The following is a 20,515-nucleotide window of genomic DNA, read 5'->3' on the forward strand; positions in this document are numbered from 1 at the left end:
AATATTTTCTTAGATTTGACGAACCGCGAAGGCGCGAAGGGCGCGAAGAAAGAGAAGGAAGAAGTTTATCTTTTGTGTTGTTCTGTCTGGAAGTGGCACAGGCATCTTGCCTGTGCTTTTCTGCAATTAGTCTATCATTAAAAGAAGCAAATATTTCGAGGTAGGGCTGTGAAACGTATTGTCTTAATTGCAGGGTTTGAATCTTTTAATGCTGATTTGTACCGGAAAGCTGCCGAGTTGGCTGTTGGCGGCTGTCAGGGATTGGAAGTGCGCGTTTTTAGCGATCGCGCCCTCGTAGATGAACCGGACGCTGTAGCGGCTGCCCTCTCGAATGCTGATGTGTTTTTCGGGAGTTTGTTGTTTGATTACGATGCGGTAATGTGGCTGCGAGAAAGGGTGCAACATATCCCGATTCGCCTGGTTTTTGAGTCTGCTTTGGAATTGATGAGTCTTACTCAAATCGGTGCTTTTAAAATTGGCGACAAGCCGAAGGGAATGCCGAAGCCGGTTAAGTTTATTCTGGATAAGTTCAGCAATGGGCGAGAAGAAGATAAGCTGGCTGGTTACATCAGCTTTTTGAAGGTTGGGCCGAAGTTATTAAAGTATGTGCCGGTGCAAAAAGTGCAGGATTTGCGAAACTGGCTGATTATTTATGGTTACTGGAATGCGGGCGGGGCGGATAATGTTGTCTCGATGTTTTGGATTATTGCTGAAAAGTATTTGGGGCTGAAGGTTGCAGAAATTCCCCCGCCTGTGGAAACTCCCAATATGGGTTTATTGCATCCCGATTATAATGGTTATTTTGAATCGCCTCGGCAATATTTGGATTGGTATCTCGGTAATCAAAGTGCTAGGGGCGGGCAAGATGCCCGTTCCACAAAAGAGGCTAGACATCTTGATAGAAAGGATTATAACGGCCAAGATGCCCGTTCCACAAAATTTGAGACTAATTTGTCGGAAAATTATGACCAGGTTTCTAACGGGCAAGATGCCCGTTCCACAAAATTTGGAACCCATTGGTTCCCTAATTTCAAGCAAGTAAAATCCCCAGTTGTGGGCATCTTGCTTTACCGCAAACACGTTATAACCAAGCAGCCTTATATTCCTCAATTAATTCGCTATTTTGAAGATGCGGGAATTGTGCCTTTGCCGATTTTTATCAATGGCGTTGAAGGCCATGTGGCGGTGCGGGATTGGATGACGACTGCTGATGAAACTGCGCGGCGAAAACAAGGCAATATTGAAACTCTTTCGCTTTCTAAAGATGCTGTGGAAGTTGATGCGATTGTTTCTACTATTGGCTTTCCTTTGGTTGGCGGGCCTGCTGGTTCGATGGAGGGTGGGAGGCAGGTGGAAGTTGCTAAGCGCATTTTAACTGCTAAAAATGTACCTTATTTTGTGTCTGCACCTCTGCTGATTCAGGATATCCATTCTTGGACTCGTCAGGGGATTGGAGGTTTGCAAAGTGTGGTATTGTATGCTTTGCCTGAGTTGGATGGCGCGATCGATCCTGTTCCCCTGGGCGGTTTGGTGGGTGAGGATATTTATCTGGTGCCCGATCGCGCGAAACGCCTGACAAGTAGAATTAACAATTGGGTGAAATTGCGCCACACTCCGCCATCTGAAAGGAAAATTGCGATTATTCTCTACGGGTTTCCTCCCGGTTACGGTGCGGCTGGTACGGCTGCTTTATTAAATGTACCAAAATCGCTGTTGAATTTCCTGCACAAACTTCAAGCAGCAGGTTATACAGTTGGAGAAATTCCGGCTGACGGTGAGGAGTTAATTCGCAGGGTGAAAGAGGCGGATGAACCTACTTGTGACGGGCAAGATGCCCGTACCACAAAAGAGACTGTTAATGTCAAAACTTTAGAAAAATGGCTGGGCTATCTGTTAACAAGTCGTATCGAAAAACAGTGGGAATCTCTGACTGGTACTGGCATTAAGACAGACGGCGACGAGTTCCTAATCGGTGGCATTCAACTGGGGAATGTTTGGATAGGTTTGCAGCCGCCGCTGGGAATTTCGGGCGATCCGATGCGCTTAATGTTCGATCGCGATTTGACACCTCACCCTCAATACGCTGCTTTTTACAAGTGGCTGCAAAATGATTTGCAAGCTGATGCTGTGGTTCACTTCGGAATGCACGGAACTGTTGAATGGTTGCCGGGATCTCCTCTGGGAAATACTGGCTATTCTTGGTCGGATATTTTGTTGGGAAGTTTGCCGAATCTTTATATCTATGCCGCCAACAATCCCTCGGAATCGATGTTAGCAAAACGGCGCGGTTACGGTGTTTTGATTTCTCACAACGTGCCGCCCTACGGCCGCGCGGGCTTGTACAAGGAATTGATGGCTTTGCGGGATTTGATTGCCGAATATCGGGAAGATACGGCAAAGAATTATGTGCTGAAAGAGGCTATTTGCAAGAAAATTTTAGATAGCGGTTTGGAGGCTGATTGTCCGTTTGAGGAGGCTCGCGAGTTGGGTATTGCTTTTAGTTTTGAGACTGTGGCAATGTTCAGTGCTGATGCTTTTCACCGCTATTTGGTGAAGCTTTACGAGTATTTGCAGGTGGTGGAATGTCGCTTGTTTTCTTCGGGTTTGCACGTTCTCGGGGAACCGCCTAATTCTGAGGAAATGACCTCTTATCTTGAGGCTTATTTTGGGGAGAAGTTATCACGGGAACAGGTGCAAAAACTGGTTTTTGAAGAAAATGAACCGCAGAGGCGCAGAGGGCGCATAGAAGAAGAGAAAGAGGGGTTAGATGGGGTTTTTGAGGAGGGTTTGTTGGTGCGGGATTTGTTGCTGCAAACGACGGATGAGTTGACTAATCTTATGCGGGGTTTGAATGGGGAATATATTCTGCCTGCACCGGGTGGGGATTTGTTGCGGGATGGGGCTGGGGTGTTGCCAACTGGTCGGAATATTCACGCTTTAGACCCTTATCGGATGCCTTCTCCGGCGGCTTATGAAAGGGGGCGCGAAATTGCTCGGAAAATTCTTGAGAAGCACCTTGAGGAACATGATAAATATCCTGAGACTGTGGCGGTGATGTTGTGGGGTTTGGATGCGATTAAGACTCGGGGCGAATCTATTGGAATTCTGCTAGAATTGGTGGGGGCTGAACCTCTTAAAGAAGGTACTGGCCGCATTGTTCGCTATGAATTAAAACCGTTAGCTGATGTCGGTCATCCCCGGATTGATGTGTTGGGAAATCTTTCGGGTATTTTCCGAGATAGCTTTGTGAATATTATTGAATTGTTGGATGATTTGTTCGTGCGGGCGGCGGATGCTGATGAACCGGAATCGGAGAATTTTATTCGCAAACACGCTTTAATTTTGCAGGGACAAGGTGTGCAGAATTATTCGGCAAGGTTGTTTTCTAATCCGGCTGGGGATTTTGGTTCTTTGGTTAACGATCGGGTTGTTGATGGTAGTTGGGAATCGGGGGATGAGTTGGGGAAAACTTGGGAAAGTCGCAATGTTTTTAGTTACGGGAGAAAGGATAAGGGGGAAGCGAGACCGGAGGTTTTGACTCAGTTGTTGCAAGGGTGCGATCGCATAATTCAAGAAATTGATTCGGTTGAATACGGTTTGACTGATATTCAAGAGTATTATGCGAATACTGGCGGTTTGAAGAAAGCCGCAGAAAAGCAGCGCGGTAAAAAGGTTAACACGAGTTTTGTCGAAAGTTTTTCCAAGGATACCACGCCTCGCAATTTAGAAGATTTGCTGCGCTTGGAATATCGAACTAAGTTGCTAAATCCTAAGTGGGCTAACGCGATGGCAAATCAAGGTTCTGGCGGCGCTTATGAAATTTCGCAGCGGATGACGGCGTTAATTGGTTGGGGCGGAACGGCTGATTTTACTGATAGTTGGGTTTACGATCAGGCGGCTGATACTTATGCTTTGGATGAAGAGATGGCGAAGAAGTTGCGGGAGGCAAATCCTGAAGCTTTTCGCAATATTGTAGGGCGAATGTTGGAGGCTAACGGGCGGGGTTTTTGGCTGCCGGATGCGGATAAGTTGCAGCAGTTGCGCGAGTTGTACGAGTTGACTGATGAGAAAATAGAAGGGGTGACAGTGTAGTTTTTTTAGTTAACTGGTTCCTAGGCTCTGCCTGGGAACCGATATTCAGAGGCTCTGCCTCGCCAGCTTCCATGAAAATTGGAGGCAGAGCCTCCGGATCGGTGTTACCAGGCAGAGCCTGGTAACGAGTAGATAACGAGTAGAATTGGAGATTAAATACCTCGATCGCCCTGCGGTTTTGCTACGGGAACTGACGGTTTATTGTTTGGAGAATTAAAAGCTCGATCGACCATATCTCCAAAGGGAACAAACTGCGGTGCAGACGATGGAGCTCCGGTTCTAAACACTGTCACGGGCCCGCTGCCGTCTTGGGCAAAATTAATCAATCTCGTTAAGGCATCACCGGGATTTTTAGCATTTCGCTTGTCAAGGGTGAACAGCAGATTTTGAGAGTTGCAGCGCCCCCGTCCGTTCACGTAACAAACTACGGGCAAGTTATTAACAATTCCTGTTGTTAACTGCAAGTTGCTCAATCTTCCGCCATTCTGGGCAACAGCTTTGGTCAATCTATTGGAAACAATTTGGCAGCGCTGCCAAGGTGTATATTCGCGGCCGAACTCGGTAGATTTCCAAAGAATCATTGGATCGGTCGTGACATTTCCCCGCCGTGCAATTGTGACAAAATTTCGGCCGGAAGTAACGCACTGAAATGTTGTTCTCGTGCTATTCCAAGAGTTGCTGCTAGCTGCTTGCACTTGGCTTGCAAAGGCGACAGTACCGGCGAACACTAAAGCGGATGCTAATAAGGGTGCAGTCAATTTCATAATAACTCCTGCCGCTAAGGCAGCTAAATTTATGTAGGAAGTCATAGTTGTAGGGACAGGGCAGTGTCATGTCCCTACCTATTCAATTTCTGCTGGTTGGGTGTCGCACCCGGATATTTTTCAAATCTTAAATTAGGTTAGTTGCACCTCATATCTGTAGGTACAGGGCACTGCTGTGTCCTTGTTTCAAAACTTGGGAACGCGGCTTTAGGGAGACGGCAGTCTCGTGTCCTTGTTTCAACACTTCCAGGTTACGGCGGCACAAGTTTCCTAGATAGTCTTTTTAGCTACATTCTGCAAAGCCTGGGCAGTCAACAATGGTAAGTAAAACTACAAGGACAGCTCCGAAATTGGCTGGCCAATAAATTTTTATGAAACCTCGAATCATTGTTTGCGGGTTGGGCCACACGGGACACAAGATTTTTTGTTTGTTGAGACAGCAAGGAGCGATTGTGGTTGGTATTAGCGATCGCCCAATTCGCGGCGAAACTTCTGATGTGGTTGTCGGGAATTTGCAAGCAGCTTCTACCTTGTTGGCGGCTGGCATTCAAAACGCTCACACTTTAGTAATTGCAGCAGACGATGATGCTGTGAATTTGGCAATTTTGATGCAGGCGAGGATTCTCAATCCTCAGATTCGCATCATCAACAGATTGTTCAATACTAGCTTGGGCGACAGGATTGACCACACTTTGCCCGATCACACTTCCATGAGCGTTTCATCGTTGGCGGCTCCGGTTTTTGCCTTTGCGGCTCTCGGAAGTCAGGCGATCGGACAGTTGCGTTTGTTCGATCGCACTTGGCCGATTCACGAAGAATATATCGATGAAACACATCCTTGGAAAAATCGCAAACTGAGCGATTTGTGGGACGATCGATCGCGAATGTTGATTTATTATCTGCCGGCTGCTAACAAAACTGATTTAGTATCGGCGGTGCTTGCCGATCGGCAGTGTCAGCAGGGCGATCGGCTAATTGTTGCCACTCAGCCGACTATCCGCAGCTCCCAAAAAACTTTAACTCAAAAACTGCTCAAAACATTAACTAGGCTGCACAGATTTCAGCAGCACAGCCAAGCAGCAGTAATTGTTGTATTGACGCTGCTGTCAATGATTGCCGTTGCTACTGCTACCTATATTTGTGTTGACGATAATATCTCAATTGTCGATTCTCTCTATTTTTCAGTAGGGATGATTACCGGAGCCGGAGGCCATGAAAAAGTAGCCGAACAAGCTCCCGAAAGCATTAAGCTATTTACAGTTGTGATGATGTTAGTTGGAGCGGGCATCATCGGCATCTGCTACGCACTGCTCAACGATTATGTATTGGGAACTCGCTTTACCGAATATTGGGATGTGGCGCGAGTGCCGCAGCGCAATCATTACATTATTTGCGGACTCGGAGGAATTGGCATCCAAATTGCTAAAGAACTGCACACTAACGGTTACGATATTGTGGCGATCGAGCAAGATCCGAACAGCCGATTTCTGAGCACGGCTCGCTCAATGAAAATTCCGGTCATTCAGGGAAGTGCTAGTTTGCCCGCAACTCTGGAAGCTGCTAATGTTAAGCAAGCTGCAGCACTTTTGGCGGTAACTAGCAGCGATATGTCTAATGTCGAAATTGCCTTAAGCGCTAAAGGATTGGCACCAAAAATATCAGTTATTGTCCGCAATCAAGACCCACATTTTGCTTTAATGGTGCAGCAAGTTTTTGAGTTTGAAGGAGTTTTGAACCCGACGGAATTGGCGGCTCCTGCTTTCGCGGCGGCGGCGATTGGAGGCAGAATTTTGGGCAACGGAATGACTGCTGACAGTCTATGGGTTTGCTTGGCCACATTGATTACGCCAAACCATCCTTTCTGCGGCCAGCGCATTCAAGATGCTGCTAAGTCTGCGGATTTTGTGCCTCTTTATGTGGAAACTAAGTGTCAAACTCTCCACGGCTGGGATTTACTGAATTGTTGTTTGAGTACGGGGGATGTTTTGTATTTGACGATGCCGGGGAATCGGTTGGATCAACTGTGGAGAACGACCTCGGAATTAATTAAAACTTAATGGTTTGACGCGGGAATTTATGTTGGCGATCGCTCAATTGCAACTACAAACCTGATAAAATGAGCCGTGTCTAGTAAATAAGACTTACGGCTAATCCTCAGAAATCCGGTTTATGAGGGCAAGTTCTAGTATAAATAACCCACAGAGTGTCAATTAGTTGCGATTTAGAATGAGAAAATTTTTAGGATTATTTGTGTTTGGGATGATCATGGCGATCGCCTCTGTCGCTGTGGCGGTTCAACCTTTGTTCGTCGCTTATCCCCCCGCTAACCACAAAACTACAGCCGATCGCATCTTTTTAATCGGCACAGCGCCCGCACCGGGACAAGTGTTAGTAAATGGCAACCAAATTTCGCGCACCGCATCCGGGCATTTCGCCCCAACTTTTCCGCTGCAACTCGGCGAAAATCTCTTTACCTTGCGTTACGAAAATCAGGAAGTCAAAATTAAGGTGACGCGCGAGTCTAATCAGCCGGAAGTCCCTGTAGGATTGGCTTTTGCTAAAGATTCCCTGACGCCGAAAGTCGATGTGGCGAGTTTGCCGGGGGAATATATTTGCTTTGGGGCGATCGCACCTGCGAATGCTCAAGTTTCAGTAAAATTGGCGGGCGTTACTATTCCTTTAAAAGCGCGATCGCAAGTCGAACTACCCGACAACAAATCTGTACTGTTAGGTGAAAACTCCCCGATCAAAAAAAGCGGCAGCGAACAGTATCAAGGCTGCGCTCAAACCCCCCCCAACCCCCCCTTGCTAAGGGGAGGCAATGAGTCTAATGCTTCCTTGGTCAGGGCGGAAAATGAGTCTAACTCCTCGCTACCAAAAACGGAAAAAGTGGATTTAGGAGTGCCTGTATTTGAGCTAACAATGAATAATCAAACTATCAGCCAGCAGGGTACTGGCAAGATTTCTATTCTTTCTCCGGCTGACTTAGAAATAGCCGAAGTAACAGCAGATCCTGGCGTTGCCCGAACCGGCGCGAGTACAGATTTTTCTCGGATGACACCGCTGCCGAAGGGAACGCGAGCAACAGTTATCGGGCGCGAGGGAGAATGGCTCAGACTCGATTACGGTGCTTGGATTAAAGCATCAGAAGTGCAAATTGTCAAGGATGCAGTGCCTCCGCGATCGATTATTCGCAGCGCCAGTTCGCGTCAAGTTTCCGGCTGGACAGAGGTCTTATTTCCCTTAGAAATACCCGTCCCAGTCACTGTGCAAGAAGGAGAACGCACTTTCACTTTAACTCTGTACAATACTACCGCTCAAACTGACATTATTCGCATCCAGGATGACCCCGTAATTTCGCGTTTGGAATGGCAACAAATATCGCCGCTGCAAGTACAATACACTTTTAATCTCAAATCCGCCCAACAGTGGGGTTACAAGTTGAGATACGACGGCACAACTTTAGTGTTGTCTTTAAAACACCCGCCTGCGAATACAAGCGCGGTGCCCAATTCGCAAGCAAAGCCGCTGTCGGGAATTAAGATTCTGATCGATCCGGGACACGGCGGGCCGGAGGATGGAGGTGCTGTGAGTCCAGTGGGGATTAGAGAAAAAACAGTAGCTTTAACTGTGTCGAAATTGGTGCGAGAAGAATTGGTAAATCGGGGCGCGAATGTGCTAATGACGCGGGTAGAAGATGTCGATTTGGATTTGCCACCAAGGGTGGAAATGATTCAAAAAGAAGAACCTGCGATCGCACTTTCGATACACTACAATGCTTTGCCGGATAACGGCGACGCGATTAAGACTAAAGGCGTCGGCGCTTTCTGGTTTCACCCGCAATCCCACAGTTTGGCAATGTTTTTGCACAATTATTTAGTTGCCAAGTTGAACCGTCCGAGCTATGGTGTATTCTGGAACAACTTAGCCATGACTCGTCCTGCCGTTGCTCCATCTGTTTTAATGGAATTGGGATTTCTCATAAATCCTGAAGAGTTTGAATGGATTGTGAATCCAACAGAACAGAAGAAGTTAGCCGAGGCGATCGCCCAAGGTGTTACCGAATGGTTTTCCTCTGTCAAATAACAGTTAGTAGTAAGGACTGAAGTCCTTCTACCAAAAATCATAGTCAGGACTTCAGTTCGGTCAATCCAAGGAAATGAAATAATGCTAATTTTTACTCAATCAAAAGCCTTTTTTATTGCAGCGGTAGTTGCAAGTCTTAGCTTCTCACTTTACAGCTTTCCTGTTTTCGGCAAGCAGCAAAGTCTTTCACCCGCAAAAGCAGAAGCTTTAAAAAAGCAAACTCAATGCTCGTTTATTACAGGTGAAGGTGGCGCTGTTAACATTCGCAAAGGCCCCGGCAATCAGTACCCGGTTGTTGCTAAATTGAAAAGGGGAGACGGAGTTAGGGCTGTCAGCAGACAAGGTAAGTGGGTGAAAATTGCGGCCAGATTTTCGGGTAATCCTCCTAATGAAACTTTGACAATCCTTGACGGTTGGGTGAACAATCAATTTATTAATGGCTGTTCCGAAGACCAATTTGACAGGTGGCGGCAATAGGGGATTTGGTTTGTAGTAAGGATTTCAGTCCTTAGTTGAGATGAAAGCTAAAGTTTTCACTACAAACCACACCGGAAGATTTTTTAAAGTGGTACAAAAAAGACGATCGCCCTGATTCATTGTTGCATTCTCAACCAGCTAAACACCTGTTCGGCGGTGATATTCAGGGGAATCATTTCGGGAACAGGAAGGACATCGCTACCTTCGCAGAATTGCGGTTGTTGGTTGGGCAAAAAGGCTAAAATCGATCGATCGTCTGGATCGATTAGCCACCCCAACTGACAATTATGTTGCAGACAGTGAATGATTTTTTTAGTTACGCGATTTGAGCTTTGTTGTGGCGAGAGAATTTCGATCGCCCAATACGGTGCAATTAGCACATCATCCAATGGTTCACCGCTCTCATCAAATTGAATTTGTTCCCACAATAGTACCGCAATATCTGGAACAATCGATCGACCGCCAAAGGTGCACCGCAACTCTGGAAAAGCATAAGCTATCTTGGGAGTTTGCGTCACCTGATTAATTTCGTTGCAGGTTATTAATTGCAATAGACTGTGCTTTGTTTTCGGCATAGGTTTTTGGAGAACCTCCCCCTCAATGTATTCGCTGGCAGGTTTAGTTTCTGGCAGTTTCAGAAATTGTTCAAGAGTAAGGCGCTCAGTTGCGATCGTCATAAATAAATTCCTCAATGCTACCTATCTTCAGTGTAAACCAAAAAATAGTTATCTTGCATGAAACTGGTGTAATATCGCCTAATTTTCCGGAACAATCTGCTGTTTAAATTCAAACAAATTAGGATTGGTAGGGTCATAAAAAGCCCGCAACCAATGCACGTTGGGAGAACCAAAAGTTTCAACTCTAGTAAAATTTTTCATTCTCGGTAGTTGAGTCTCATCGGTAAAATAGGGTAAAGGTTTATCGATGCGGAAATAGTGAGTATCGCCGTGGACGAATACAACTTGTCCTGGGAAATTGCCTGTTTCTGTTTCCAGAGTTGAGATAAAATCGTTGTAGCCACTTCTTCTTTTGTCCGTCGGATCGAGTTCAAATCCCGGATTTGCCTGTGCAACTAACATAATTCCTTTGCTGTTGCTGCGTTTGGCTAAAGCAAAACATTCTTTGATCCACGCTAAGTTAGCTGAATTGCGATCGGCATATTCTGCATCTGCTTTGGGAGTGCGACCAAAATTGTTGTTGCTTCCCGGCATATTAATCGCCACAAACACAACTCCATGATAAATCCAGCGAACATTTTCGCGGAATTTAGCAAACTGCGGGTTTTCGCTTTGACGGGTGAGAGTTAAGGTGCGCTTTCCCAAACTTTGATTACCTTGGTTGAAAATCTCCCGCAGTTTAGCGAGTCTTTCTACTGGATCGTAACTGCCGTTATTTGAACGGTGGCAATCCGTCCATTCGTTGTCACCATAAACTAGAATAAATGGAATTTTAAAATTATCAAATAACTGCTTGCGACTCACAAAAGTTGCATCATCGCAGACACTAGAACCGTTTTTAATGTCGCCGTCGTGGACGACAAACGCTGCGGGCGATCGATTGATATCTGCAATTAAACTCGGAAATTTTGCTTCTTGTTCGGCACTGTAGGGCAAATCGCCAATTAAGGCAAATTCAAAAGGTCTATCACCCGAAGTTTGAGCGTAAGTTAAAACCCCAAAACCCGTAATTGCTACAAAAACAATTAAGGCAAGAATTAGATAGTTTTTTTTCATTTTTTTAGCAGTAGGTAAATTATTTATGATACCATATAAGCCGACAAATCACTATCAAAAATCATGAATTTTCGTCGGTTGCTCTCGGTAATTGCCATGCTTTCGATCGCAGGCTGCAATATCCAAACGCCACAAACCAACACACAGCCTACAGAAAGTCGATCGCCAATAGCAACTCCTGTTCCCCCCAAACCACAGTCTGAGATCAAAGAAGCGAAACTAATTGCTGTCGGCGACATCATGATGCACAGTACCCAAACGCGATCGGGCTACGACGCAAAAAAGAAAACATACAATTTTGACAATTTCTTCGCACCAGTTAAAAGTATCCTGTCAACAGGCGATTGGGTCATCGGAAATCTCGAAACACCTTTAGCGGGCGAAGATGCGGGCGGATATACGGGATATCCGCTATTTAACGCACCGGCTCAATTAGCGGATGCGACTAAAAAAGCCGGATTTAATATATTGACAACCGCCAACAATCATGCTTTAGACCGTGGAGAAAAAGGGGTAATTAGGACGATCGCCAATCTGAGCGATCGGCAAATTGCGTTCACAGGAACAGCCACATCAGCCGCCGAGGCTTCACGCACTTTAATCAGCACCAAAAACAACATTTCACTAGCCCTGCTAGCCTACACCTACGGCACAAACGGCATTCCCATACCCAAAGGCAAAGACTACTTAGTTTCGCTAATAGACCAAAAAAAGATAGTCAAAGACATTGCCAAAGCCCGCCAACAAGGAGCAGATATTATCGCAATTTCCCTGCATTTTGGCGACGAATATCAGCGGCAGCCAAACACCCAACAAAAACAATTAGTTGAAAACCTATTAAAAGCTGGTGCAGACATCATTCTCGGCAGCCATCCCCACGTCGTCCAACCTTACAAAATTTTTAACTTTCCCGGAAAAAATGGCAAAACTCGCAAAGCTGTAGCAATTTATTCAATGGGAAACTTCATTTCCGGTCAGAATAAAAAATATACAGACTTAGGCGTAATTTTGCAAGTAAATATTCGCAAAACATTTCCCGAAAAAACTACAGAAATTACCAGCATCAAAACCTTTCCAACTTGGGTACACCGCTATACTCAGAACAATAAAACGAACTATCGCGTTTTGCCCTTAGAAACAACTGTCAGCCAGAAAAAAGATGCACTACTAGCAACTTCACAGTATCCGGTTTTATCAAAATATTTGCAGGATATGAACAATCATCTTAACTCTTTGGAGAGTCCAAAAAAATCTAAGTAATTGGGTATTCGAGGCACAGCCGATCAATTTGTATTCCCAGGCAGAGGCTGGAAGGAAGTTTATGTTTTGTGAAACAGGCATCTTGCGTGTTAGTAACCTTTGGGGGCGGGCAAGATGCCCACCCCACAAAAAAAATTATGTCTTGTGAAACAGGCATCTTGCCTGTTACTAAAATTGATGCAAGATGTTAGTAAGATTAAATTAATTTAATTGCTCCCTCAGCCAAGCGATCCCCCCTTCAACATCAGCAACCTGCTCAACATCGGGAATCTGCGGCCGCTGCACCATCACCACGGGAAGGCCCAGTTCCCTAGCCGCGACAATTTTGGCATAAGTAGCACCGCCCCCGCTGTTTTTGCTAACAATTGTATCAATCTGATATTCTAATAGTAATTTCCGCTCGTCTTCCAATGAAAAAGGCCCCCTTGCTAATAACAATTTACCGTTAGGAACAGGAGTATTTAGTGCAGGAGGATCGATCGCCCGCATCAAAAACCAAATAGCATCCAAACCCGCAAACTCCGCCAATTCCTGCCTACCAATGGTGAGAAACACCCGCTGAGACTGCCCTAATAAAGCTTTTGCAGCCTCCGAGTGGCTGGCAACTTCAATCCAGCGATCGCCCTCCACCCTCTCCCAAGCTGGACGCACCAGCATTAAATAGGGCACATTACATTCAGCAGCAGCAATAGCAGCATTGGCAGAAATCTGAGCCGCAAACGGATGAGTAGCATCAATTAACAAGTCGATCGGGCGATCGAGCAAAAACGCTGCCAGTCCAGCCGCCCCACCAAACCCCCCAATTCGCACCGTACCCGTTTTGGGGGTAAAAGGCTGTTGAGTGCGTCCTGCTAGCGAAGATACGACCTCAATTTCAGCAATTTGAGACGCTCTTACCGCCAGTTCCGCAGCATCCCCCGTTCCGCCTAAAATTAGCAACCGTTTTTTCACCAAATTCTCCCTAACTTATTGAGATTTTAGATTTTAGATTTTAGATTTGTAAATGACTGATGAAATAAGGGTTCGGAGGTTGCCTACAGTCACATCCTTTTTTGAAACTGGTACTATCCAAGCAACGCCCGCAATTTCGGTTAATAATATGTTTAGTAAAGTTTAAACTGCCAACAACGATGATTCGCTCACTTTTGACATTTTTTACAGTATTAATTGTAACCGGGTTAGTTTGGTTGGGAAATATCGCGCCCGCTACCGCACAAGTACAACCAACAGATATCGCCACTCCCGAACAGGAACTGGGAGAACTCGTTCAAAAAGCTTTTGAAGCTACAAATGAAGGCAAATTTCCCGCCGCTGAAACTTTTTGGACTCAAATCATTGACAAATTTCCCTCACAAGCCCCCGCTTGGAGCAACCGAGGCAATTCTAGAGTCAGCCAAAACAAGCTGCAAGCAGCAATTTCCGACTACGAAAGAGCGATCGAACTAGCTCCCGATGCCCCCGATCCATACCTAAACCGCGGCACAGCCTTAGAAGGTTTAGGACGCTGGGAAGAAGCGATCGCCGACTACAATCACGTGCTAGAATTAGACCCCAAAGATCCAGCAGCCTACAACAACCGAGGCAACGCCGAAGCAGGTTTAGGAAAATGGGAACAAGCAATTGCCGACTACCGCAAAGCCTTTGAATTAGCCCCCGAATACGCCTTTGCCCGCGCCAACCACGCCCTCGCACTTTATCAAAACGGGCAAACTAAAGAAGCAATTCGCAACATGAAAAACATCGTCCGCAGATACCCCCAATTTGCCGACATGAGAGCCGCCCTCACCGCCTGTCTTTGGGAAGCCGGGAAGCGCGGCGAAGCTGAGAGCAATTGGGTAGCAGCAGTCGGCCTCGATTCCCGCTACAAAGACATCGATTGGGTTGCCCATACGCGGCGCTGGCCGCCAGTTGCAGTCAGTGCATTAGACAAATTCTTGCACTTGCAATAATCTCAAAGGGAAAGTTGACTGTTGACTGTTGACTCGGGGTCGAAAAACTGAATGTTTGAGTGTTAACTGTTGACTCGATTTTATTATTCCGATACAACCGGAAACGATATCATTGGTTATTTGTTATTTCGACAACTAACTACTGACAATTGACAACTAACAACTAACAACTAACAATTGACTAATTCTCGAATCCGCGCAGCCGTCAACTCTTCGACATTCCTGAAAACCGCTGCTGCACCAGCAGTTTTCAGCGCTGCAGCATAAGCCTCGCAGCGCACCGAATCATCCAAAACATGAGGTGGCAAAATTCCAGTCCCCAGCCAAACCCGATTTGGTTGCACTTCCCGCGCATTCACAACCGTGTAAATATCGGCAACAGTATCTCCCGCGTAAATTACGGGCAAATTTTTTTCTAAACCGTGCAGGTTTTCCAACTGTTCAATTGCCGCGAAAAGTCCAGCCGGATCTGGTTTTCCCGGTGCATCTTCCATCGCCACCAACACGGGGGAATTTAAACTCAGTTTCCCTGACAAAACATAAGCAGCTTCATCCCGCATCGCCCCGCTAAAAAAGCCCCAAAAAATGCCCCCAACTGTTAAATTTTCCAGGTAAGCCGGACTTAACAACAGCGGTTCGGTACAAATGTAACCAGTCCAATTTTTCTCATCAGGCCCGCGATAGCGACTTTGGAAAAAAGCCACTAATTCGTCATAGTTGAGAGCGAGTTCGTTTCTCGATCGCCCAATCCCCTCAAAATAACGGCAAACTAACTCGAAAGACGCCTGCCAGTCATTATTCCACACTCCCTCAGACTTCAGAGAGTCGATATCGAGAGAATTCGGGCGAAAAGCACCCGCCGTGAAATGCTCCACCGCATCGGCGATCGCCCGCCGATAAGAACCGGACACATCCCGCACCACACCGTCAATGTCGAAGACTACAATAACTCTGTTCACAACTTAACCATCCTTGTACCTAGGGCGGGTGAGAACCCAAATTTTATCTGTTCCCAGCCCCTGAGTGGCGCTAAAACCAGCCGCGCCACAAAACTTTTCATGGCCGATGATTAATTATCGAACAGAGTGTGCTACGCTTAGCGATTGTAGAAATTTTTAACAAGTTCGATCGGAACCCTGGAGGTTTGCTTGTCCAAGTTCATCTTAAAAGTTCTCTGGCTAGAAGAGAATGTTGCCCTCGCCGTTGACCAAGTTGTCGGCAAAGGAACTAGCCCGCTGACATCCTACTTTTTCTGGCCTCGCAAAGATGCGTGGGAAGACCTCAAAAACGAACTCGAAGCCAAACACTGGATTGCTGATAACGATCGCGTCGAAATCCTCAACCAAGCGACAGAAGTAATCAACTACTGGCAAGAGGAAGGCAGACGGCGCCCGATGACTGAAGCTCAGTCAAGATTCCCCCAAGTGACTTTTACCGGCAGCAACTAAGCCCAGCTTTAATTTGCTACCCATATACATTGCCTGTTATGGCTGACGAGGGGAAGGAGAGAGGGGAGAAGGCGAGAGGATTTGACGCTTTTTCCACCTCGCCGTGAAACATACAATTTAAATGCGCTACAGCTTATATTGATACTAACTCCGATTTTGGAACCTACTCGGGTTTTGGGCTTGGTCGATTTGAGATTTGAGATTTGAGATTTATCCAAAATAAAGCTCTCAAATCTAATTTTATAGAGTCTAAAAAGACTAAGCAACCAAACCAAATAAATCTAAAATCGGCTTTTTTATACTCTTGAATTGTACAGTCAGCTCTCAACAGCCTTCCCTCTGACTAATGACTAATGACTGATAACTAATGACTTCTTCGCGGAATTTATGGGCGCCGAAAGTACGATCGACCAGACCGAACAGCTACCGCTGGTAGTAAATCCCGACATTCTCCAGCAAGCTATCCTCTACAAAATTAATACTCGCATAAACGCTCGCGGAGAATTAATTTTCCCCTGCGTACCGGGAATGCTAAGCCACTATCTCAAGTCGATAGAAAAGCTATTTAGCACTCTCGACAGACCCCTGCCCGAAGACCGCAGAGACGAACTCAGCAAGCTTTTAGCCACCAAGTTAGAACAAGGCTACCGCACCTCCACAGCATCGATGCTGATTCTGCAATACGAGTCAGTGCAGCCGCCACAAACCGGTTTAGCTTGCAAAGTCATTGTTACTACCTCAACAGTTGGAGAACAGTACAAAAGCTGGGTAGACACCAGAGAACCTCCGCTTTTCGGCTCTCATCCAGATGCAAAATTGATGGCAACGGCTGCTAAATTGGGCACACCCGATCGAGTGCGGATTTTAGACGTGGGGGCTGGTACCGGCCGCAATACGTTGCCCCTGGCGAGATTGGGCTATTCTGTGGATGCGATCGAACTAACTCCAGCTTTTGCAGAACAATTGAAAGCTGCCGTAACAGCCGAAAACCTTCCCGTGACAGTGACTGAAGGCGATGTGCTCGATCCCTTAATGCGGATGAAACCAGCCCGCTACCAGTTGGCAGTTGCCGCCGAAGTCATCTCACATTTTCGAGACAGCGATCAAGTACGGCTTTTCCTAGCTAAAATGTGCGATTCCCTGTGTCCCGGAGGCCTGTTGCTGTTCAGCACGTTTTTAACCGTCGGCGACTACCAGCCAGATGCCCTCGTGCGACAAGTTGCCCAACTCTCCTGGTCTACTTTATTTACGCCCCAAGAACTCGCCACCGCAATGGAAGGGTTGCCCTTAGTCCAAATATCCGATGAATTGGTGTTTGAGTACGAACGCCACCACCTGCCGGAAGGAGCCTGGCCACCGACGCCCTGGTTTCCCAGTTGGGCCACCGGTCGAGATGTCTTCCCAATGGCAAACGCACGCCCGCCCATGGAATTGCGCTGGATTTTGTGCCGCCGAAGTTAAAAAAACTTGTCATTTGTAGGCGGACACAGCAATCACAACTGTTAACCGGCAGTAACAGTTTCCTCAGATATTTTTATTTCAACAGCTTAAAGCCAACTCGCTGTTAATATTGTGCAGCCTGCACATAAAAAGTTACAAAAATATATATTAAAATGTAAACAGAGCGAAGTTCGATCGCCCCTGGGCGACAAACCCAGTGTCTGATTAGATCGAACCCTTGCCAACCTTTTATTTGTTGCGAAAAATTGGGTGGCTAATGGCAATCGGGTTTGAATAAAATTCGATCGCCATCTCGATGGGTGCAACTAGAGTTAAGATGAATTCAACAAACCTATTCCTCGCGATAGATGACTTTTTAGGGAATAGGATTACCCAATAGATTAGCTCGCTAGTCAGCGATGCTGCTGAGAAACAAATATGCTTTTAACACATCCACTACAAGCGTTTGGAGCAATCTTCGGGCACCAACCTTCCACAAATAGATCATCCATCGACCAAAAAACCAGTAAAAATTATTGGGAGGGGAATATTGAGCCCGCTGTAAACGAACAAATTGACTGGTACATCCAAGTGGAAATGCTAATGAGTAACGCTAAATCTTCCTGCACCAATGAAGAGATTACTGCTTGGCTGCGGGGATTGCTGACAATTGCTTGGGCAGACGGCAACTTTGACGAAGACGAGCAAAAAATGATTGCAAATCTAACTGAGGATGAACTCCACCCGGTATCTTTTGAGGCGGGTTTTGAACCGATTGCCCCAGAGGAATTAGCTGCTGTGTTAGGGGAAGACACCGCCAAAGGCGAGGATTTTTTGAGGACAGCAGTCATGGTAGCCTTGGCAGACGGTACCTACTCGCTCAGCGAAGACGAGGTAATCTATAAGTTTTGCACAGCTTTGGGACACAATGTAGAAGCGCTCGAAGCTCTGCGACACACCATCGAAGACAGCAAGTGCGATGATCCGCAGGGGCCCAGCAGCCAAATCGTCTTTGATGCGAATGTCGCCCCCGTCGCCGGAACACCCCTTTCATCTCGGCTACCTAAACCTCACCACAAAAATGTCCTGCAACCCGTCAAAGACTGGCTTGACGGCTGGGAAATTCACGACCCCAAGCTGGCACACTTTGTCTGCAAAATGATTCCGCCGCAGTGTCCGTTTGAGCGAGATGTCGTCTTATTCGGACGCAAAATCGTGCACATTCCGGCGATGTGCAAGATTAACCCGCTTTACGAACAGTTGGTGGGGATGCGCTTTCGAGCTCTCTGCTATTTGGCAGATGAATGTAAGGAAGATGTATCGTCCTATTGTTAATAGGAATGGGTAATTGCTAATTGGTAATTCATTCCGGGGCGCAAAACCTCTATCTGCAGGATGCGCCCATAAGCACCTTACCGCTATAATTAGCACGTTAAATCAGTATTGGCAGAACTCGTGTAATTAGCAATTACTAATTTTCAGTAGAGTATTTTCGATGATTTAGAAACCTATTTTTGGCACAAAAAATATTTTTACAGGTATTCGTCTATGATAGAGCAATCCTCGCATCTTTTGTGAATTTCTTACTCCCGATCGAGCGGGTTCGGCGAGGGTTGAGATGGGGTAAACAATTTACGACTCCTGCAATAATTGCTATAAAAACCCAGTTTATTCTGTTTTCGTGCGTGATTCCTGCTAATATCAAATCTGCTTTGATAATACTAATTCAACAAAAGTCTTGGTATTATCCTCAACTTTTTATACAGATTATTAAAAGATTTCGGAGCCGGACACGGCAGTGCCGTTTCCCTACAGATGCTCGCGTACCATCTCTCACTCTGCACTACTTTTCAGAATTGGTATAATTATATTTTTCCGGCAATTGTAAATCGCGACTAAACTTGGCTGTCGTCCGCCGACGCGGACTAAAGGAAAAGGGGGATATGGTACTTGCATCTGGTATAATAATAAGTAATGACTATTGACACTGACTATTGACTACTGACTAAATTATGCAATTTATCGATCGAGCAGATATTCAAGTCGCAGCAGGCAAAGGCGGCGACGGTATGGTAGCTTTTCGCAGAGAAAAGTATGTACCCGCGGGCGGGCCGAGTGGCGGCACCGGCGGGCGGGGCGGTTCTGTGTTTATGGTAGCGGTGGAAAGTCTGCAAACGCTGCTAGATTTTCAGTACAACCGGATTTTTAAAGCCGAAGACGGGAAGCGCGGCGCGCCGAAGAATATGACGGGGGCTTCCGGGGAAGATCGCACGATCGAAGTTCCCTGCGGTACAGTTGTTTACGACGCGGAAACTCAGGCAATCTTAGCAGATTTAGTAACGCCCGGACAGACTTTTTGCGTTGCCCAAGGCGGCAAAGGCGGTTTGGGGAATAAGTGTTTTCTGACCAATTCTAACCGCGCTCCAGATTATGCGATGCCGGGAAAAGAAGGTGAACACAAATTTTTGCGTTTGGAATTGAAGCTATTAGCTGAGGTGGGAATTCTCGGGCTGCCGAATGCTGGCAAATCCACTTTAATTTCTGCTTTGTCTGCGGCTCGCCCCAAGATAGCAGATTATCCGTTTACAACTTTAGTCCCGAATTTGGGCGTAGTCAAAAAACCGACTGGCGACGGTACGGTGTTTGCAGACATTCCGGGATTGATTGAAGGAGCGCACGAAGGTGCTGGTTTGGGTTACGAGTTTTTGCGGCACATTGAGCGGACTCGGTTGTTGCTGCATTTGATCGATGTTACGGATGAAGATCCGATCGCCAATTACGTCACAATTCAGGAAGAATTGAAGGCTTACAGGCGTGGTTTAGCTGAGAAACCGCAGATTTTGGCTTTTAATAAAGTAGATGCGATCGACCTTGAAAGCGAAGAAATCGGTAATTTAATCAGCCGACTTAAAGAAATTAGCGGCGCTCCTGTTTTGTTGATTTCCGCCGTTAGTAGAGTTGGATTGGATGAATTGATGCAGCAAGTGTGGCAAAAACTCGACGAGATGAACGAGAAAGAGGCGGCGGAACTCGAAGCAGTCGCGAGTGTTTAATCGCTTTCTGGTTCCTAAAATTTCCGTGAATGGGTAGGTGTTTTTTTGAGGGGGTCAAATCTTTCGGCTGTATGGCTTGTAGGACAAGGGTTTGAACCTCTCTGGTCTCAGAAAAGATCTTGGACATCTATCTACACTGGGAGGGTGACAAAGAGGTCTATGAAATAGACTGGATAAGGGTTGCAGCCCGCATACCTTGTTGATAAAAGCGGC

Annotated in this window: 15 protein-coding genes; 10 read left to right on the top strand and 5 right to left on the bottom strand. The window is 46.3% G+C overall.

Annotation, left to right across the window (positions count from 1 at the left end; genetic code table 11):
* Positions 1-168: 168 nt before the first annotated feature.
* Positions 169-4,092 (top strand): cobaltochelatase subunit CobN, encoded by a 3,924-nt coding sequence (locus QUA47_RS02785; protein WP_333429627.1) that lies wholly within the window; start codon positions 169-171, stop codon positions 4,090-4,092.
* Positions 4,093-4,244: 152 nt separating this feature from the next.
* Here the strand turns inward: QUA47_RS02785 and QUA47_RS02790 are convergent, their stop codons facing one another.
* On the bottom strand, positions 4,245-4,856 hold the full coding sequence (locus QUA47_RS02790; protein WP_333429628.1) for a COP23 domain-containing protein: 612 nt from the start codon (positions 4,854-4,856) through the stop codon (positions 4,245-4,247).
* A gap of 371 nt (positions 4,857-5,227) precedes the next feature.
* Here QUA47_RS02790 and QUA47_RS02795 point away from each other — a divergent pair, with 371 nt between their 5' ends.
* The 3 genes from QUA47_RS02795 to QUA47_RS02805 all read left to right on the top strand — a co-directional run bounded on the left by QUA47_RS02795 (position 5,228) and on the right by QUA47_RS02805 (position 9,419).
* Entirely contained in the window at positions 5,228-6,913 is a 1,686-nt protein-coding gene (locus QUA47_RS02795; RefSeq protein WP_333429629.1) for an NAD-binding protein, read from the top strand.
* A 169-nt stretch (positions 6,914-7,082) separates the two neighbouring features.
* Positions 7,083-8,942, top strand: coding sequence for an N-acetylmuramoyl-L-alanine amidase (locus QUA47_RS02800; protein ID WP_333429630.1), 1,860 nt, complete (start codon positions 7,083-7,085; stop codon positions 8,940-8,942).
* Between the two features lie 81 nt (positions 8,943-9,023).
* Positions 9,024-9,419, top strand: a complete 396-nt coding sequence (locus QUA47_RS02805) for an SH3 domain-containing protein (RefSeq protein ID WP_333285397.1) — start codon at positions 9,024-9,026, stop codon at positions 9,417-9,419.
* A 116-nt stretch (positions 9,420-9,535) separates the two neighbouring features.
* Here the strand turns inward: QUA47_RS02805 and QUA47_RS02810 are convergent, their stop codons facing one another.
* On the bottom strand, positions 9,536-10,096 hold the full coding sequence (locus tag QUA47_RS02810) for a Uma2 family endonuclease (RefSeq protein ID WP_333285395.1): 561 nt from the start codon (positions 10,094-10,096) through the stop codon (positions 9,536-9,538).
* 78 nt (positions 10,097-10,174) lie between these two features.
* The gene (locus QUA47_RS02815; protein ID WP_333285393.1) at positions 10,175-11,152 is read right to left on the bottom strand and encodes a hypothetical protein; all 978 of its coding nucleotides are present in this window, start codon (positions 11,150-11,152) and stop codon (positions 10,175-10,177) included.
* A gap of 63 nt (positions 11,153-11,215) precedes the next feature.
* On the opposite strand from QUA47_RS02815, the gene QUA47_RS02820 reads away from it, so the two are divergent.
* On the top strand, positions 11,216-12,412 hold the full coding sequence (locus tag QUA47_RS02820) for a CapA family protein (RefSeq protein WP_333429631.1): 1,197 nt from the start codon (positions 11,216-11,218) through the stop codon (positions 12,410-12,412).
* A 201-nt stretch (positions 12,413-12,613) separates the two neighbouring features.
* Here QUA47_RS02820 and QUA47_RS02825 read toward each other — a convergent pair whose 3' ends face one another.
* Positions 12,614-13,363, bottom strand: coding sequence for a cobalt-precorrin-6A reductase (locus QUA47_RS02825; protein ID WP_333429632.1), 750 nt, complete (start codon positions 13,361-13,363; stop codon positions 12,614-12,616).
* A 179-nt stretch (positions 13,364-13,542) separates the two neighbouring features.
* Here QUA47_RS02825 and QUA47_RS02830 point away from each other — a divergent pair, with 179 nt between their 5' ends.
* Positions 13,543-14,361 (top strand): tetratricopeptide repeat protein, encoded by an 819-nt coding sequence (locus QUA47_RS02830; protein WP_333285387.1) that lies wholly within the window; start codon positions 13,543-13,545, stop codon positions 14,359-14,361.
* Positions 14,362-14,531: 170 nt separating this feature from the next.
* Here the strand turns inward: QUA47_RS02830 and QUA47_RS02835 are convergent, their stop codons facing one another.
* A complete protein-coding gene (locus tag QUA47_RS02835; RefSeq protein ID WP_333429633.1) occupies positions 14,532-15,320 on the bottom strand; it encodes a TIGR01548 family HAD-type hydrolase in 789 nt (262 codons plus the stop codon).
* A gap of 177 nt (positions 15,321-15,497) precedes the next feature.
* Here QUA47_RS02835 and QUA47_RS02840 point away from each other — a divergent pair, with 177 nt between their 5' ends.
* From QUA47_RS02840 to obgE, 4 genes are all read left to right on the top strand, one after another.
* A complete protein-coding gene (locus QUA47_RS02840; RefSeq protein WP_278187374.1) occupies positions 15,498-15,809 on the top strand; it encodes a 30S ribosomal protein PSRP-3 in 312 nt (103 codons plus the stop codon).
* A gap of 387 nt (positions 15,810-16,196) precedes the next feature.
* Positions 16,197-17,270 carry a class I SAM-dependent methyltransferase gene (locus QUA47_RS02845; RefSeq protein WP_333285383.1) on the top strand — a complete coding sequence of 358 codons (1,074 nt, stop codon included), beginning with the start codon at positions 16,197-16,199 and terminating at the stop codon, positions 17,268-17,270.
* A gap of 417 nt (positions 17,271-17,687) precedes the next feature.
* The gene (locus QUA47_RS02850) at positions 17,688-18,584 is read left to right on the top strand and encodes a Mo-dependent nitrogenase C-terminal domain-containing protein (protein ID WP_333429634.1); all 897 of its coding nucleotides are present in this window, start codon (positions 17,688-17,690) and stop codon (positions 18,582-18,584) included.
* Between the two features lie 677 nt (positions 18,585-19,261).
* Entirely contained in the window at positions 19,262-20,302 is a 1,041-nt protein-coding gene (gene obgE / locus QUA47_RS02855; protein WP_190662360.1) for a GTPase ObgE, read from the top strand.
* Positions 20,303-20,515: the final 213 nt, after the last annotated feature.

It is taken from the genome of Microcoleus sp. MON2_D5, assembly GCF_036701905.1.
Lineage (GTDB): Bacteria > Cyanobacteriota > Cyanobacteriia > Cyanobacteriales > Microcoleaceae > Microcoleus.

Bases quoted from the DNA above. Each gene is read 5' to 3' on its own strand.
- QUA47_RS02790 (WP_333429628.1), bottom strand. From the start codon at position 4,856: ATGAAATTGACTGCACCCTTATTAGCATCCGCTTTAGTGTTCGCCGGT.
- QUA47_RS02850 (WP_333429634.1), top strand. From the start codon at position 17,688: ATGCTTTTAACACATCCACTACAAGCGTTTGGAGCAATCTTCGGGCAC.
- QUA47_RS02795 (WP_333429629.1), top strand. From the start codon at position 5,228: ATGAAACCTCGAATCATTGTTTGCGGGTTGGGCCACACGGGACACAAG.
- QUA47_RS02800 (WP_333429630.1), top strand. From the start codon at position 7,083: ATGAGAAAATTTTTAGGATTATTTGTGTTTGGGATGATCATGGCGATC.
- QUA47_RS02810 (WP_333285395.1), bottom strand. From the start codon at position 10,096: ATGACGATCGCAACTGAGCGCCTTACTCTTGAACAATTTCTGAAACTG.
- QUA47_RS02830 (WP_333285387.1), top strand. From the start codon at position 13,543: ATGATTCGCTCACTTTTGACATTTTTTACAGTATTAATTGTAACCGGG.
- QUA47_RS02805 (WP_333285397.1), top strand. From the start codon at position 9,024: ATGCTAATTTTTACTCAATCAAAAGCCTTTTTTATTGCAGCGGTAGTT.
- obgE (WP_190662360.1), top strand. From the start codon at position 19,262: ATGCAATTTATCGATCGAGCAGATATTCAAGTCGCAGCAGGCAAAGGC.
- QUA47_RS02845 (WP_333285383.1), top strand. From the start codon at position 16,197: ATGGGCGCCGAAAGTACGATCGACCAGACCGAACAGCTACCGCTGGTA.
- QUA47_RS02815 (WP_333285393.1), bottom strand. From the start codon at position 11,152: ATGAAAAAAAACTATCTAATTCTTGCCTTAATTGTTTTTGTAGCAATT.
- QUA47_RS02820 (WP_333429631.1), top strand. From the start codon at position 11,216: ATGAATTTTCGTCGGTTGCTCTCGGTAATTGCCATGCTTTCGATCGCA.